We start from the raw sequence: 15,540 nt of genomic DNA, 5'->3' as shown, positions 1-15,540 counted from the left end.
AGCCGTCACCAAGGCGGATGCCACGTGCTGATGTCGGACGGTGCGGTGAAATTCGTCACCGACTCGATCGAAGCCGGCAACTCAAGCAACCGATGCGTGAATTGGTGGGGCAAAGCGTGGAAGAACAACATCCCTGGCGATCGCAGCCCGTTCGGATTGTGGGGAGCCTTGGGAACCCGCGCCGCGAAGGAAGTGATCGAAGAAGAAATCTAACGGCAACCTATCGTCGTTTTCGACAATAACGAGAAGCCGCCGCGAGATGCGTCCACCGCACCGTCGGCGCGTCTTCTCGTCAAAGACACTAGCACATTAAGATCAAACTGAAACAACCGGGTTTGCGTGACGAGTGCTCCACCGCACCGCGGGCGAGGCATCTCCGGTTCTCAAATTCGGTTAGCACGACAAAGGAAATTGAAAATGCGCAAAGCAATTTTAGGGACGTTCATCGCTGTTGGGATGTCGTTCGTAGGATGCAGTGACGGTGAACCAGCAAACCTGGTCAAAGACGCCGACCCACAGGACATCAAGGCCTACATGGAAATGCAGGAAAAAGCAAAACAGGCGATGGAGGAAGGAGCCCAAATGGAAGCCCAAGCGATGAAAGACATGTCTGTCGAAGCCAGAAAGGGACCACCCAAAGAGAAAGAAGAGTGATCCTTCCATCGTAGCATTCCAACGTAGCTTTACTTTCAGGACGGCCGAAGTGGATCTTGTTAGAAATCCTGCCGCATGAGGATCTTTAACAAGATCCACTGCCCGCAAATTGAGCTGACAAAGATGCACCGCCTTTCAGAGCTATCATGAAAGGCCAGCGAGTTCTCGGACCGCCTCTCGAAGCAAGTCGCACTCCTCTCGGCAGCACGCACACTGTTCAAGGTGCCGCGGTAAATCGGAGAAGTCATCGCTCGTTAGATCCCCCTCTCTTTCAACGAAGCGGGCGAGAATTTCCGAGCAACTTTGGCAGTCCAAACGATCCGGTTTTGTTGACCGGATCAGGGACACGAAGGTCGCCAGTTGTGATCGATTGAGAGACATTGGCTTGTCAGGTTTCTGAAAATCCGGCTCGGATTGTTTCGAGCCGGACTGGAACGCACGAGCGGCGGGCGATGCGAACACGAGCGGAGAACTCAAACCTCTACTCGACAACTGATTCGCAGATCAAACGCTCGCCAGTTCAGGAGCGGCCGGGAAATCGATCTCCGTCCCCGCGACATGGTTGAAGTAGTTTGTAAACAGGTTCAGAGCGACACCGGCGACAATCTCTGCGATTTCCCCATCGGTGTAGCCAGCCTCACGAACCGCGGTGACGTCGGCGTCGGAAACGTTGCCTTGGGTTTCCACCACCTTGCGAGCGAAAACAACCGCAGCCGCTTCTTTCTCCGTCTTCGCGGTTCCATTGCGGGCGTCGGCAACGTCTTCGTCCGACAGTCCGGCGCCTTTACCGAGCACCGTATGGGCAGCCACGCAATAGTCACATTGATTGGCTTGACCAGTCGTCAGCGCAATTCGCTCACGCACGTTTGCCGGCAAACTGCCGCCCGCCAACGCGCCGCTGAACGACAGGTAAGCGTTAGCTACCGCGGGTGAATTTGCCATGGTCGCGATGATGTTGGGAACTTTGCCGAGTTTCTTTGCAACGCCATTGAGAACGGCAGCGGTTTCACCTTGGGCGGACGCAGGATTGATGGGTTGTAGACGAGGCATGATGGGCTCCTAACCGATTGAGACAGGGACTGATTTGAATCGTGGCGACGCTCGCCACACCTCTGTGATGCGCTCAGTTTCGAAGCTCTTACCTCGCAAATTTCATTTTCAGAGTTTTCGATAGTTTTCGTTTCTCGCCCCGGCCGTCTTCGCATCGGCGGTGTCATCTGCCATAGTGTTTTGAACGCACTCTGGAGGCAGCGACGTGACGACCGAAAATGCAGATACCGACGATTGGGTCCGGCGACTCTCGAGTTCCGGTCCCGAACGCGACGACGCCATCGCGGAGTTGACACAGTTGCTCGTCCGCGGGCTGAGTCGGTCGATGGCGAATCGATACGGCAACCTGGTGCAGCCCGAAGACGTCGTCCAAGACGCGTTGTTGAAAATTCTCGATTCGCTCGAAACCTTCGCCGGACGCAGCCGCTTCACCACGTGGGCGATGACAATTGCCACGCGAGTCGCGATCAGCGAGATGCGTCGCAAACGCTACCAAGACGTCTCGCTCGATTCGATCACGTCCGACGACAATCTCTCACTCGACATTGCGACAGATCCTTCCACACCGGGCGAAACGCAAATCGATCGTGCGAATGTGTTATCGACGTTGCAAGAGTTGATCCAAACGGAACTATCCGCGAAACAACGCGAGGCGATCCAGGCCTTACTCGGGGGTTTGCCCGTAGAAGAGATTGCCCGCCGAACGGGCAGCAACCGGAACGCGGTATACAAACTCATTCACGACGCCCGCGTGCGATTGAAATCGGGACTCGAACGAGCCGGTGTGATTGCCGAAGACTTCAACGCGATCTTTGCATAAGGGGACAGACATGTCGATTTCGAAAAAACAAATTTCGAATTTACTCGGGTTGATCGCATCGACCGAGAACGATGCAACGGACTGCGAAGGGTGTTTCTCGCACCTAGCCGAGTTCGCGGAATTGGAACTCGCAGGCCGGGAAATCCCCGAAGCGTTCCAGGCCATCCAGCGTCACCTCGAACAGTGCCCGTGCTGTAAAGACGAGTTCGATGTTCTGATCGAAGGCTTGAAAGCGTTGCCTCCCGAGGACGAGTGATCGGGCATCGCTATCATCATGGCCGCAGTTTGGTGGCTCCGATAATGGCCAGCGTTTTGGGGTTTTGAACGTAGGCGATGACGTCGACATCTGCCGCGCTAACGCGGTCGGGCAAGTTCAGCTCGACCTCACCGGCCGAGTCTCGCAAACGAACCGACTCGAACGCCCTCACGACGCCAACGTGGGTTAAGTCCGCTCCCGCGTTTTCGCCTCGTGTGACGGAATTTGCCTGCGGCGAGTCAACCGCAGCGACTTGAAGAAGACACCCCTCCAACCTTCCGGTCACGTTGAACTGGATCGCAACCGTGTGATCTGCCTCTCGAGGAAGCTCTTTGATATCGACCGATACCGTCGCGGCTTTCGCAAGAGCTCGCTGGACCTCATTGTCTGCTTTCGCGGAATCAGAGCCCACAAAGGAAGCGGTCCCGTTGACAATCATTTGTGGCGTGAAGATGCGTTTGCTTCCCATCGAGACCGCGTAGCGTTTCTGACGCAACGTGGACGCGGGACTGCTGTAAGGGTCTTCCCATCCGAGGTGGTTCCAATAGTCGACGTGAAACGACAGCACGTGAACCGGCAACTCATTCGTCGACGCGTTCGCGTGGATCGCTTGCAGAACACGATCCGCCGATGGGCAACTGCTGCATCCCTGCGACGTGAACAACTCGACGACCGCGATCGCGGATGCTTGTTGGCGATCGCTTTGTGGTGTGTCCGATACCGAGTCGGGTTGGGCTTCGCCGCGATCCTGCGCAACAGCATTTGTCGGCACCGCCGCAGCGCAGAAGAATGTCGCGACGCCGATGAATAGCGAGCACATCGCATGCATCATGATGGTACCTGGTGGACGCATTTTGTTGGCTCGCAAATTGAATTGGCAAATTGAATCGACAGATCGCGGTCTGCGAATCGCAGGGAAACGAGATCCATTCGCAAAAGAGAAGTCCGGCGGAGCGGTAAAGTCACGGCACCTTTGCGACACCGATCATCCGCATTCTAGGGATGTGCTGCCAAGCCCGCATTCCGCCAAAAGAACGCCCGTCGAGGGGACCTCTGGTGTCCGAGAAATACACCAACGAGTCCCCTTGGGGCGTTGTAATCATCGCCGCGCGATCGATCACGCGACCAGTGCGTCTCGCAGCGTTTCTTTCGGAAGCACGCCGCTGAGTTGTTGCACGAGTTCGCCGTCTTTGATCACGGCGAAGGTCGGGATGGACTGCACGCCGTATCGCGTGGCGGTATCCGTGGCTTCATCGACATTGACTTTGACGACGACCGCGTCGGACTGCAATTCGTCGGCCAATTCATCGACAACCGGTCCCATCATGCGACATGGACCGCACCACGGGGCCCAAAAGTCGACAAGAACAGGTTTGGGTGACTCGAGCACCTCGGTTTGGAACGTTTGGTCATTTACGTTGACAGCAGACATTTTGAATCTCCGTTGAAGGATCAGGTTAAGAGTTTCGTTTCTTGACTGATTATGTGACGCGACGTCTCGACAGGTCCTTACCTGAAATTTCTAAATCAGACACTTTTCCTTTTCCAACACGCACTCGAAAGCAAAATGCGCAAGACAATTTCACTCTCACTCTTGGCACTTTTCATGGCAACCTCATCCTCTGTGAATGCTCAGCAAACCGATGATTCCTTAGCACCGAAGCTGGAAAAAATGGCCGCCGATGCTGCTCAACGCTATCCGGCTGAAATGCTCAAAACGTTTCAGGACGCCGTCGCGACCGTCCGAGCGACAGGCGTCGAGGAAAACGCCAAACAAGTCGGAGACCAGGCGATCGACGCGGAACTCAACGGCTGGGACGGTACCAGCGTTCGACTCAGCGAACTGTGGAGCGAGGGCCCCGTCGTGTTGATGTGGTACCGCGGCGGTTGGTGCCCGTACTGCAACCTGCAACTCCGTGCGATGCAGAAAAAAGTCGATGAGATCGAAGGCGCCGGAGCCCGGTTGGTTGTTCTCACACCGGAGTTGCCCGAGAAAGCCAAAGAAACGGCGGAGTCAAACGACCTAACGATGGTTGCGTTGCACGACCACGAGAGCGCCCTGGCGAAAAAGTATGGCCTGTTGTTCGAGTTGCCCGAAACGATCGTCCCGGTCTATCGTGACCGGCTGAAACTGAACGTTTACAACGGAAGCGAAAAAATGGAGCTTCCCCTTTCGGCGACCTACGTGATCAACACCTCGGGAACGATTACCTATGCGTTTCTAGATGCGGACTACAAGAAACGCGCAGAGCCCGCCGAAGTCGTCGAGGCGGTTCGTCAGGCGGCAAAATAGCCCATCGGCTGCCGAATGCCTCGGTGATGTGTGGCAAATCGCATCTCCGGCTTGGGATTTCGCATCCCCGGCTTAGGATTTAGTGCCGGTCAGCCCCCGCGAAATGATTCCAAGACGATTGTCGGGGTGAGCATCGACGTTTAACCTGTTCGCAAACTCGCCCGCCGGAGTCCCAGGTGGCGAGGTTGCAGGACGTTTCCGTCGATCAATTGATGAGTTTGCCAGCATGGATTTTCCTGACCAATACGACCGTTTGAAAATTCAGACGGTCTGTCTGATGGTGATCGCCGTCGTCTTGGTGACGTTCTCCATCTTCTGGCTGCGACCGGTCCTCGTTCCTTTGGTCGTAGCCCTCTTCGTCGTCAGCGGCGTGACACCTTTGCTCAATGGGCTCGAACACCGGCTCGGCGTGAACCGTTTGGTCGCCGCGGGGATCACGATCATCACCGGGCTCGTCGCGATGATCGTCTTTGGGTTTGCGATTTGGATTTCGATGGTGGATCTCTCTCGCAACGCGACCGCGTATCGAACTCGGGTGCAGGAGATCGTCAACCATCTCGAGGATACCGCGTCCTCGATTTTGCCGACATCGCTCGTGCCGCAACAACAACGAACGGCGGCGAACACGACCGCCGAGGACGCGAGCGAGTTTATCGACATCTTTGTTCGCGACGGCATCACGATGCTGTCCCAAGCGTTGATCGGATTGATTTCGACCAGCGCCGTGGTGCTGATTTACGTGTTCTTTTTGTTGATCGGCACGTCGACCATTGGAGACACCGGTTCGGTCGCTCGCGAGATCGACAAACAGGTGCGAACCTATCTTTCACTGAAAACGGTGATCTCCGTTTTCACGGGAGCCGCGTTCGGGGCGACTCTGTATCTGTTCGGCGTTCCGATGGCATTCACGTTTGGGGTGTTGGCGTTCCTGCTGAATTTTGTTCCCAACATCGGCCCGATCGTCGCGAGTGTATTGCCGGTTCCGTTGATCCTTCTCGATCCCGACGCTGGGGTCGGATGGATGATTTCGGTGATCGCAGTGACCGGGCTGATTCAATTGATCAGCGGCAATTTGGTCGAGCCCAAGTTGATGGGTAATTCGTCAGACCTGCACCCCGTTACCGTTTTGGTTGCGTTGATGTTCTGGGGAATGATGTGGGGAGTTGTTGGCATGTTCTTGGCAACTCCGATCACCGCCGCGATGCGGATCCTGCTCGATCGTATCGAGGTCACCAAACCGATCGCGGAATTGATGGCGGGGCGTTGGCAGAGCAGCTCCGAGGAAGCGATGGTTGGCTAGCGGCGACACGGTGTCGCTGTGTCGCAGCGGGCCTGTATCGCCACGGGCCTTGTGTCGCCACGGGCCTTGTGTCGCCACGGCCCCGTCTCGCCCCAGAGCCTCGTCGCGGCATCGCCTATCAATGCGTGTCTCCGCTCCATCCCACGTCAAAATTGCGCACGAAGTAACTGCCCCGCGACCGGTTGCTTGGCGGCGTCACGTTCAAGGTGACACACATCAATAATTCTAAAAAAGTCGTCCCCATAGGTACTACTTAAACTTGCACGCTCCCCAACGGGGTGGTATCTTCCGGGAAAAGCCAGGGGGGTACTCGCGAAGCCTCCGAGACCACCCGAAAACCCCACATATATGCGGAAAAAGCGAATCAGACGAACGATTCATTAAGAATTCGTTAATCGCAGGGCCGTTTTTCAATAGCGACCTGCCAGAATTTTGAGACGAACCAATCGTTAGATGAGGGCGGATCGATCCCGCCAAAAATGGGTTACAAAATCCCCAAACACCGGCTCAACGCCGTATAAATTCGAACATTGGACCTTGCCGGTCACGGTTGCTCTAGTTCTATCTTGCCCCTTAGAACTTGTGGCTGTGACCGGCTCTTTTTATGCGCCGCCATGAGCCATCTCAGCGCGGGTCTTACCAGTTGCAAACACCCTGCGGGAAATAGTCTCTGCGGGAAAAATTATCGGTGGGGGATAGTCTTGATGGGCAAGTCGCCCACGTAGAAAAAATGCGGCGGCACTCGGGCGGAGCGTTCAGCCGCGGCCGGACACCGCCCGTCATCGCACGAAAATTTCGTCGATACACAGACCGCCAGCTCCTTGGGGCACCAACCGGATTGTATTGGCTCCCCTGCCAATCGGGATTTCAACGGTGACGGTTTTCCAATCGCGTCCGGGGTTTGTCGTGTCGGGCAGAGCGAGTGATTTCTCGATCGGTTTCCCGTTAACCACCACCGACACTTCGTATGGCTTATTGCGACGCGGCATTCCGCTGTATCGGATGATGAGATCGGCGGCACCGGCATCTCCATCGTTCTCTTGATACCACTCGATGAAACCGCCTGGTTTCTTGGTGAAGCGAAGGAAGCCTTTGCCGTGAAAACCCAAACCGTGGCCAGAAACATTTGCCTCTCGATAGTTCGCCGTTTCGGCTTGTTCTCCGACCGGTCCGGTCGACTGTCCTCCGTCCCATACGAAGCCTTCGTCTTCGGCGAAACGTTCTTGCAAGCGTTGAATCGGCTTCCCATCCATGACGACGAGTGCCTTCACGGTGGTACCCAGTGGTACCGAAAACGGCTGTGTGTACCTTTTTGATTGCTGCGTGGGTGCGGATCCGTCGATCGTGTAGAACGTCTGTATCTCGGGGACCGCGACCTCGCCTCGCAGATTCAATACTTGGGTATCGATGCTGACCTTATCGGAGGTCACCTGTTTCTTCTCGCCCAGAATGCTGGTCGCTAGCAACGCGATGTCACCGGTGGTCTCGGTAGACTCGATGAAAGCTCGCGTGAGCCCGAAGAACGCGACGCGGCTCGTTGTTCCGAAATGCCTTTCCACATCGATCGGGCTCCCGTTGTCGAGAGCCCGGATCTTTCCGGGGCCGATGACGTGAAAGTGAGTGCGGTTTTCGCCGTAGGGGTAAAACTCGTTTTGCGTGTCGCGAGACTCGACGCGTACCTGAACGATATCGGGGGTGTTATCGTCGAGCGGCTGCCCGTCAACGGACAACGCGATCCGGGCGGGGGCGTCAGCGGTCCGGATCGTTTCTTCGACAACCGGTTGTCCGTCTCGATAGCCCACAGCGTGCAGAGTTCCTGGTTCCCATCCGACCATCCATTCGCATTGCATTTCGTCCCAGTTTTTCCCGGGCGTTTGTCGGCCAAGTGACCGATCGTTGAGGAACAATTCGACGTTGTCGCAATTGGAATAGACCCAAACTGGTATCTCTGTCCCCAATTCCATGACAGGATGGGTCCAATGAGGCAGAATGTGCACCATCGGCTCTTCGGTCCATTGGCTTTGGTAAAGGTAGTAAAGGTCCTTTTCAAAGTTCGCCAAATCAATCGCGCCCCCCATGAATGCCTTGAAAGGCCACCCACCGTGTACGTAACCGGCTTCGCCAATGTAGTCATACCCGGTCCAACGAAATGATCCCGCGTACCGAGGAAAGTCGCGGATCTGTTGAATGTTGCGACGCGAGTTCAAACGAACCATCGCGTTGTCATAGCTCGAATTGAACTTTTGCTTGCCGTTGTCTCGGTTCTCGTCTTTGGTCCAATCGTAGGTGAAGATCTCTCGTTTCGTCAGATCGGGGGTCTCGTACGGTTTCTGTTTCTTGTTGGGGAATCCGTCACGGTACCAAGTCATCGATCGATAGTAGCCGCGGACCTGCCACGTGTGAGTGTTTTCGGTTCCGATGAATACCTTGTCGGTGTTCATATTGTCGAACCAACCTTTTTTCTCACTCGCGCCGTTGACCCCGAGCACGTCCATGGCCTCATCCGCAGAATGGCCTGACGTCACCGGGCGAGTCGGATCGACTTCGTGACACGTGGCCACCAAATCTGCGCCGACTGCGCCACGAGTCTCGTTCCCCATGCTATAGATGACTACTGACGGATGATTCCGGTCGCGTCGCAGCCAGTCGGTTAGGTCGCGTTTCCACCACTGTTGAAACCAACGCCCTCCGTAATCCTGCTTCGCCTTGCGCATCCAACCATCGAAGATCTCATCCATCACCAACATTCCGACTTCGTCGCAGATGTCATAGAACACGGGTGTTTGAGGGTTGTGTGATGTACGGATTGCATTGCATCCCATCTTCTTGAGTTGCTCGATCCGAAAACGCAGGATCTTGTCAGGAACCGCAGCTCCCAACGCTCCCGCGTCTTGATGGTTGCAGACCCCGCGGAGTTTGACGTTCACACCGTTGAGCCACATTCCGCTTTCGGGTTTCCACTCGATATCACGAAAACCAAACCGGGTTTCGACGCGGTCCAAAATCTGATTCACGGCATGCAGTTCGGTGACCGCCGTGTAGAGCGTCGGAGAATCCGTGGACCAGAGCGATGGATTAGCAACCGTCAACTTTTGCGTGATCGAATTGCCATCGTCGCCGTTGACAGATAGCGGAGTCCCCACGGTCGCGACCTGTTTGCCCGACGGGTCGAAGAGAGACGTTTCGACTCGGACGGTTTCACCCTCGGAAGTCTGATTTGCGACTTCGGTGTCGACGGTGACTTCATCGCCGCTGGTGCGGATGAAGATACCATCATGGGGGACATGCACCTTTTCTTTGACAGCCAGCCACGTGTGTGCGTATATCCCGCTCCCGGTGTACCACCGAGCAGAAGGCTGTTTCTCATTGTCGACGCGAACCGCAAATGTGATCTTGTCTGAGTCTGCGACGAGATCACTGATGTCGTATGTGATTGAACTCCAGCCATACGGACGGATGCCCAACTTTCTGCCGTTTGCCCAAACGGTGCTATTCATGTAGACGCCGTCAAACGTGATTTCGACGTGCTTGCCTTTCCACGCGGAGTCGACTGGAATTGCTTTGCGATACCATCCGATCCCGGCGGGCAGATAGCCGCACTGGGCTCCCATCGGATTGTCTTTCGCGTACTCCCCTTCGATGCTCCAATCGTGAGGGACATCGAGCGTTCGCCATTGGCTATCGTCAAACGTCGGACGCTGAGCAGTGTCAAAATCCCCTAGTGAAAACTTCCAATTCGAATCGAAAGGCATTCGCTCGCCCGCACCGGCCGAGCAACAAGAAAACACCGATAGGCAAAACAACGTGAGCAGGGCGGCTTGGCAACGAATTTTCATGTCTTGCATCAGTTTTGGGGGATGTTGTTGCAACGATGATGATTGAGCGAGAACGATGCGAACGTCTCGCCTTCGATCGAGAGGATCCGTCGGCGTCAGTGTAGCTAACCCCGGCACAGAATCCACGCGTCGCGCACACGAAATTGGAGACACGAAAGGTCGCGGGCAGGCAACGCAGCGAAGCCATTACCCCTTCGATCCAAACGAGCCAATCCGTTGGCCCGGCAACGCCGCCCGTTGCCGAGGCAACTCGAGTTTGCCTTCATGTCAAGAAGAACACGATCGGCACGTTCTGCGCACAATCGTGTCGAATTCAAATTTTCAGGCGAGAGATTTCTGCCACGAACCAAACACGTGACCGACCGCCGGGCTCACTCGGGATCTTGCGAAAAAACCAGGACCGTATAAGGCGGCAACTCTACCTGCCCGCGATGGGACTGGCCGTCATACGGCGCCGCGTCGGCGGTGATGTCGCCGCTCGCTTCATTACCGAATTGATCGCTGTAGCGTTTCTGGTCACTGCTAAAACGTCGTTTCCAAACGCCCTCACCAGGTAGACCGAATTCGTATCGCTCGAAGTGCTGGTTTGCAAAGTTCGCAATCACGATCACATCATCACCTTTGCCGCCGTCATAGCGTCGACGATAGGCGATGACTTTGTCTGCGTCGTTGACGTGAAAGACGTCAACGTGTTGACCGGTGAGCCCTTTGGAGACGCTCGAACGATTCAGCCGCAGCGAGATCAGATCGGAGGTTAGTTTGCCGATCCCACTATGCTCCGACGCATTTTCCCAGTCGAGTTCTTCGGTGTCGGTGAACCATCCGTCTTGCAGGAGCGCCTGCCCTTGGAAAAGCATCGGGATGCCGGGCGAGGTCAGCACGAGGGCAATTCCGAGTGTCGTTCGTTTCTGCGCGAACCAGTTGTCGGGATCTTCGTGGTTGATCTCGCTCGGGACACGTGACTTCCCATTGGCGACCTCATCGTGTGACTCGGTGTAGACCACGCGTTGAAAAGCGTCTGCGTTGTAGGAATGCGTTAACGCATGAGCAACCTTCCTCATGTCTCGCCCAGAATCGTCGGGCTGCGTGATAACGTCTCGGATCGGATGAACGAATTTTGCGTCCCACTGCGTCGAGAAAGCCGCTCCACCTTCGGAATCCGGTTTGGTGAGGTAATCGTTGTTTTGCAAGTCTTCGGCAATGGTGATCGCGGACGGTTTGAACGAATGAATTTCGCGATTGATCCACTGCGTCAGCCCCCATCCTTCAGGGATCTCCTGATGTCCGGATGCGTCAACCGAACGGATGTAAAGAGTCATGTCGTACCTCAGGCCATCAACGTGATAGTCCTCGAGCCACATCATCGCGTTGTCGCGAATGTAGGAGCGAACCTCGCCACGGCCGTAATCGGGACGGGTATCACCCCACGGCGTGTGGCTTCGGTAGTCGTTGTAAAAATAGATGCCGCCCTTGTCGTTTTCACTCCAACCGTCGAACTGCCACAGATCGAGGTCGCTCGGGCCGAAATGGTTGTAGACGACATCCAAAATGACAGCGAAACCGGCCCGGTGTGCTTCGCGAACAAACGTTTTGAATCCGACCGGTCCTCCGTAGGCTTCTTCGATCGCGTACGGGTGCGCAGGGTTGTATCCCCATGAGTAGTCACCGGCGAATTCCGCGATGGGCATGATCTGCAACGCGTTGACGCCTAGCTTCTGCAGATGATCGAATTTTTTGGTGAAGTCTTCAAACGTCCCCACACCATCTTTTCCATCGCGGTAAAACGTGCCGACATGGGATTCGTAAATGACCAACTCGTTCCAGTGCGGCATTTGGAAGTCATCACCCTGCCAATCGAATTCCGGTTGGTGAATCACACCATTGCCTACTGAATTGGTGACCTGCCTGGCTCGCGGATCGATGCGTTGAAAGGTTCGGTCTCCGTTGGTGATCTCATATTTGTACTGATCGCCGGGTTTTGCGTTTTCAACGATTCCAACCCAACATCCGCTCTGCTCTCTCTGAAGTGGATTGCGTTGTCCGTCCCAATCGTTGAAGTCACCAATGACGCTGACCGCATCGGCATGCGGCGCCCAGACGCGAAACGCCACCGCGTTCTCAAGAATGATCGGTCCCATTCCCTGTACGTGCGTTGTTTGTTTCGAAGTTTTATCAGCGTTGAGTGCGATCGTTTGGCTCATTCAATTTTTCCTACAATGGTTGTGATCTCGGACGACCGAGGGTGTTTGCTACCTATCCGAAAATATCGGTAGGTCGATGAAAGTGTGTCTAAAAATGACGTAGCCGATGTCGCCGGACTTTGATGCCATGAATCTTGGCAAACCCAACTACAGAGATCGGACACATCCGATATCAAAATGCTCTTGCCATCGAACGTTCGCCGATCGGCGGTTGAGTTTACGGAGACGTGTTCAGTTGGACGTGGTTGCCCCGATAAGATCGTTGATCTGTTCCAACAGTTTGTCAAAGTCGACTGGTTTGGGGTGAAAGGCGTCGCACCCGGATGCTTCGGCTCTCTTTCGATCATCGGGCAGGGCGTAGGCGGTCAGTGCGATCACCGGGATGCGATGTTCCGAGTTTGCCTTGTGGATTTGTATGGTTGCCTCGAGGCCGTCGAGTTCGGGCATGTTGACATCCATCAGGATTAGCGCCGGTGCAACGTTGGCCGCGGTCAATACGGCTTCGGCGCCGTTCCGAGCCGACACGACCGAGAAACCGTTGCGCTGCAATTGCAGCGTCATCATCTCGCGAATGTCATCATGGTCATCAACAACGAGGAGAGTGGTCATGGTCCGTTCTTCCGAGTGAGCGGGGATTGACTGCGGAAAGTATTCGACGGCGAACTGCGTCACCTCTAAGTGATCGCAATTTGCTGTCGTTTGCTTTGGGATGGAATGCGCTCACTTTCCGAGTCCGAACGCTGCAGAAATGTTTGGATCTTTGCGTGAGTTTGGCTGTACGAAGTCGTCACGCTGGTCGCGCCCGCTTTGCGGAATTTGACAAACAACGTATCGAAGTTCTTGAACTTGCCTAAACACGCGATGACGATCGGCCCCTGATACCCGGCCGAACGAATGTTTTTGCAGAGAAACGTTGCTTGTGGTGTTCCGCCCGCGGGAAGGATCGCAATCACGACGACTGTGGGTGAACGTTCGCCAATCTGTTTGCCCACATCCTGCGGAAGCGTTTCGTCGTCGATTGACTCTAAACGGTAGCGTCCGATCCCTTCGTGCCGCAGCAGATTGAGAACGAATGTTTCGCTGAAGTGGTGAGAAACGCAGCCGACGACGAGAAGTTGTTCTGAATCCGACTCAGCCGCATCCACCGATGATTCATCCGACTCCGAGGAATCTCGATCGAGCCGACGGAACTCAGCGACCAAGCCCCCGGCAATCGCGAACAAACGATTGGAATCCGCTTCGGACAAACGGTCCGCGTCATGGTCTTTGCGAATCCGTTTGAGCGCCGGAATGATGACTTTGTCACACGTTTCGCCGAACCCGTGTTCACCGGCATAGTTCTGGAGCAGCTCTGCGGCGCGGTGCTGATCGCCGACCAACAAGCGCTGGTAAAACCGGAGTGATGGGCGGACATCGACTTCTTCCCCGAGAAGCGTCGCCATGATCCGAAAGCGAGGAACATGACGTCCGAGGACCACGAGGCATACCGTCAACGGTGTCGACAGCAGCAATCCGACCGGCCCCCACAACCATCCCCAAAACACCGCTGCGACGATAACCGCAACGGCTGAAATTCCGGTGCTGGTTCCATACAACCAAGGTTCGATGATGTTGTTGCTGACGAGTTCCATGGCAACGATCAACAAGAGCACCGCGATGAAAACAGCGTAGCCGGGGAACACCGACAGCGCGATCGCCAACGGGAATATCGCGGCCGCAGTTGGTCCGATGTAAGGAACAAAACGCAAACACGTTGCCAGCACTCCCCACAGGATCGCATTCGGGAAAACGCCATCAGGCGTCATCGTCACGCCAATGACCGACAGGCCGATCGCGAGCACCACACCATACGAAGTGTTGATGATTGTTTGTGCAATCAAATACCGACTGATCCGGCTGGCGACCTCGTCCAACGCTTCCGTTGTCGTTACATAGTCACCATGGCTGATCACCGCGATGATACGATCGCGAAGGTCCTCACGATGGATCAACATGAAAAGCGCGAACACGGTGACCAAACCAGCCGTCGCGAGCGGACTGAGCACGGTTCCCGCGGTCGTCGCCCAAGTTGCAACCGGCATGTCTCCTTCGACGGGCTGAATATAAAGAGGGGACTCAGGCGTCGTCCCATCATTTTGTGTTCTCTCCGCCGGCGCGTCCGATGCGGGAAAAATCCGATCCGTCCAACGTTGGAATGTGTTTGCGTAGAACGAATCATCACGGCCGGGGGAATCCAGCCCCGATGGATCTCGATGTGTTGAATCCAGTGGTTGCAACTGCTGCGAATCAGAATCGGCGTTATCCTGTCCGCCGGAATTGGACTCGTCTTCCATTGCTTGGCTCACCTCATCGGCGAGGTCATTGAGTTTGCCGCCAACGCCGGTCGTGAGCCCGGCGAAACTTCTCGCCTTTGCGACTAACTCGTCCTTATGCTGTGGCAGTTCACCGATCAGCGTGGTGAGTTCCCGACCAAGCAGCGTGAAGCCACCTGCGAGAAAAACGAACGCGAGCAACGCAGTCGCGATGACGGCGGTGACGTTGGGGACTCCGAGACGCTCGAGACGGTCGACGAGCGGACTCAGCAGAAACGACAATAGAAGGCCGAGCGCCAGCGGAATGAAAACATCCTTCGCGAAAAACAAGGCGGCTACCGTGAGCACGACGGCCAAGAGTTGAGCGACTGCGGCGATCGTCGCCAGATCGGATCTAGTTTGTTTCATTCATGTTTTCGCAGTGGACGATCGGCGTCGTTTAGCGGAAGAAGTTGTGATTTGCTCGGTTGAGCTTGGTTGCTACGCGGGTGAGTGTGACTACGAAACAGGATTGTCTCGGCCCGCGAAACGTCCCGGAGGACAGGTGGCTTCGATCGCGACGATGGGCTCGACCACTCGGTAACGGTGAACCGCTCCTTCGGGAATCATCCAGGAGTCACCTGGCATGATCTTGGCGTGCTCACCATCCATATCGAGTTCGAGCTGCCCGCTGATCAGATACCCCACGGTTTCATAATCCCGCGAGTGCTCGGTTCCAAAATCGCAACGATCTTCTTGCCAACGACGCATCGCAACCTCTTTGCCGGTCGCAAGATAAACTTGCCCCATCTCACCGGTATCACTGGATTGCATTTGAA

14 protein-coding genes are annotated in these 15,540 nt (G+C 55.5%); 6 read left to right on the top strand and 8 right to left on the bottom strand.

What is annotated here, in order from left to right:
- On the top strand, positions 1-213 hold a 213-nt coding region (locus RSSM_RS12025), incomplete at its 5' end, for an H-X9-DG-CTERM domain-containing protein (RefSeq protein WP_144059753.1).
- Between the two features lie 204 nt (positions 214-417).
- Positions 418-654: a hypothetical protein gene (locus RSSM_RS12020; RefSeq protein ID WP_008678642.1), complete on the top strand. Its 237-nt coding sequence runs from the start codon at positions 418-420 to the stop codon at positions 652-654.
- 504 nt (positions 655-1,158) lie between these two features.
- Here the strand turns inward: RSSM_RS12020 and RSSM_RS12010 are convergent.
- Positions 1,159-1,704: a carboxymuconolactone decarboxylase family protein gene (locus tag RSSM_RS12010; RefSeq protein ID WP_008678639.1), complete on the bottom strand. Its 546-nt coding sequence runs from the start codon at positions 1,702-1,704 to the stop codon at positions 1,159-1,161.
- Positions 1,705-1,909: 205 nt separating this feature from the next.
- Between RSSM_RS12010 and RSSM_RS12005 the strand changes: the two genes are divergently transcribed.
- Positions 1,910-2,524: an RNA polymerase sigma factor gene (locus RSSM_RS12005; protein WP_008678637.1), complete on the top strand. Its 615-nt coding sequence runs from the start codon at positions 1,910-1,912 to the stop codon at positions 2,522-2,524.
- Positions 2,525-2,534: 10 nt separating this feature from the next.
- Complete coding sequence (locus RSSM_RS12000) at positions 2,535-2,780, top strand: anti-sigma factor (protein WP_008678635.1); 246 nt, start codon at positions 2,535-2,537, stop codon at positions 2,778-2,780.
- Between the two features lie 16 nt (positions 2,781-2,796).
- Here the strand turns inward: RSSM_RS12000 and RSSM_RS11995 are convergent, their stop codons facing one another.
- Both RSSM_RS11995 and trxA read right to left on the bottom strand, forming a co-directional pair.
- Positions 2,797-3,633 carry a DUF1223 domain-containing protein gene (locus tag RSSM_RS11995; RefSeq protein ID WP_236621102.1) on the bottom strand — a complete coding sequence of 279 codons (837 nt, stop codon included), beginning with the start codon at positions 3,631-3,633 and terminating at the stop codon, positions 2,797-2,799.
- A 264-nt stretch (positions 3,634-3,897) separates the two neighbouring features.
- Positions 3,898-4,212 carry a thioredoxin gene (trxA, locus tag RSSM_RS11990; RefSeq protein ID WP_008678631.1) on the bottom strand — a complete coding sequence of 105 codons (315 nt, stop codon included), beginning with the start codon at positions 4,210-4,212 and terminating at the stop codon, positions 3,898-3,900.
- 174 nt (positions 4,213-4,386) lie between these two features.
- Here trxA and RSSM_RS11985 point away from each other — a divergent pair, with 174 nt between their 5' ends.
- Together RSSM_RS11985 and RSSM_RS11980 are read left to right on the top strand one after the other, a co-directional pair.
- Positions 4,387-5,073: a peroxiredoxin-like family protein gene (locus RSSM_RS11985; protein WP_236621101.1), complete on the top strand. Its 687-nt coding sequence runs from the start codon at positions 4,387-4,389 to the stop codon at positions 5,071-5,073.
- Between the two features lie 226 nt (positions 5,074-5,299).
- Positions 5,300-6,373, top strand: a complete 1,074-nt coding sequence (locus RSSM_RS11980; RefSeq protein ID WP_008678627.1) for an AI-2E family transporter — start codon at positions 5,300-5,302, stop codon at positions 6,371-6,373.
- 779 nt (positions 6,374-7,152) lie between these two features.
- Here the strand turns inward: RSSM_RS11980 and RSSM_RS11975 are convergent.
- The 5 genes from RSSM_RS11975 to RSSM_RS11955 form a co-directional block, all read right to left on the bottom strand.
- The gene (locus tag RSSM_RS11975) at positions 7,153-10,209 is read right to left on the bottom strand and encodes a glycoside hydrolase family 2 TIM barrel-domain containing protein (RefSeq protein ID WP_144059752.1); all 3,057 of its coding nucleotides are present in this window, start codon (positions 10,207-10,209) and stop codon (positions 7,153-7,155) included.
- 371 nt (positions 10,210-10,580) lie between these two features.
- On the bottom strand, positions 10,581-12,410 hold the full coding sequence (locus RSSM_RS11970; RefSeq protein ID WP_008678624.1) for an alpha-amylase family glycosyl hydrolase: 1,830 nt from the start codon (positions 12,408-12,410) through the stop codon (positions 10,581-10,583).
- Positions 12,411-12,641: 231 nt separating this feature from the next.
- Positions 12,642-13,019 (bottom strand): response regulator, encoded by a 378-nt coding sequence (locus RSSM_RS11965; protein WP_044302383.1) that lies wholly within the window; start codon positions 13,017-13,019, stop codon positions 12,642-12,644.
- A 65-nt stretch (positions 13,020-13,084) separates the two neighbouring features.
- A complete protein-coding gene (locus tag RSSM_RS11960) occupies positions 13,085-15,130 on the bottom strand; it encodes an AI-2E family transporter (RefSeq protein WP_008678620.1) in 2,046 nt (681 codons plus the stop codon).
- 90 nt (positions 15,131-15,220) lie between these two features.
- Positions 15,221-15,535, bottom strand: a complete 315-nt coding sequence (locus tag RSSM_RS11955; protein WP_008678618.1) for a cupin domain-containing protein — start codon at positions 15,533-15,535, stop codon at positions 15,221-15,223.
- Positions 15,536-15,540: the final 5 nt, after the last annotated feature.

It is taken from the genome of Aporhodopirellula sallentina SM41 (genome assembly GCF_000346505.1).
Taxonomy (GTDB): Bacteria; Planctomycetota; Planctomycetia; order Pirellulales; family Pirellulaceae; genus Rhodopirellula; species Rhodopirellula sallentina.
The sequence above is the reverse complement of the archived record's forward strand: the minus strand, read 5'-3'. Positions and strand labels throughout refer to the sequence as shown.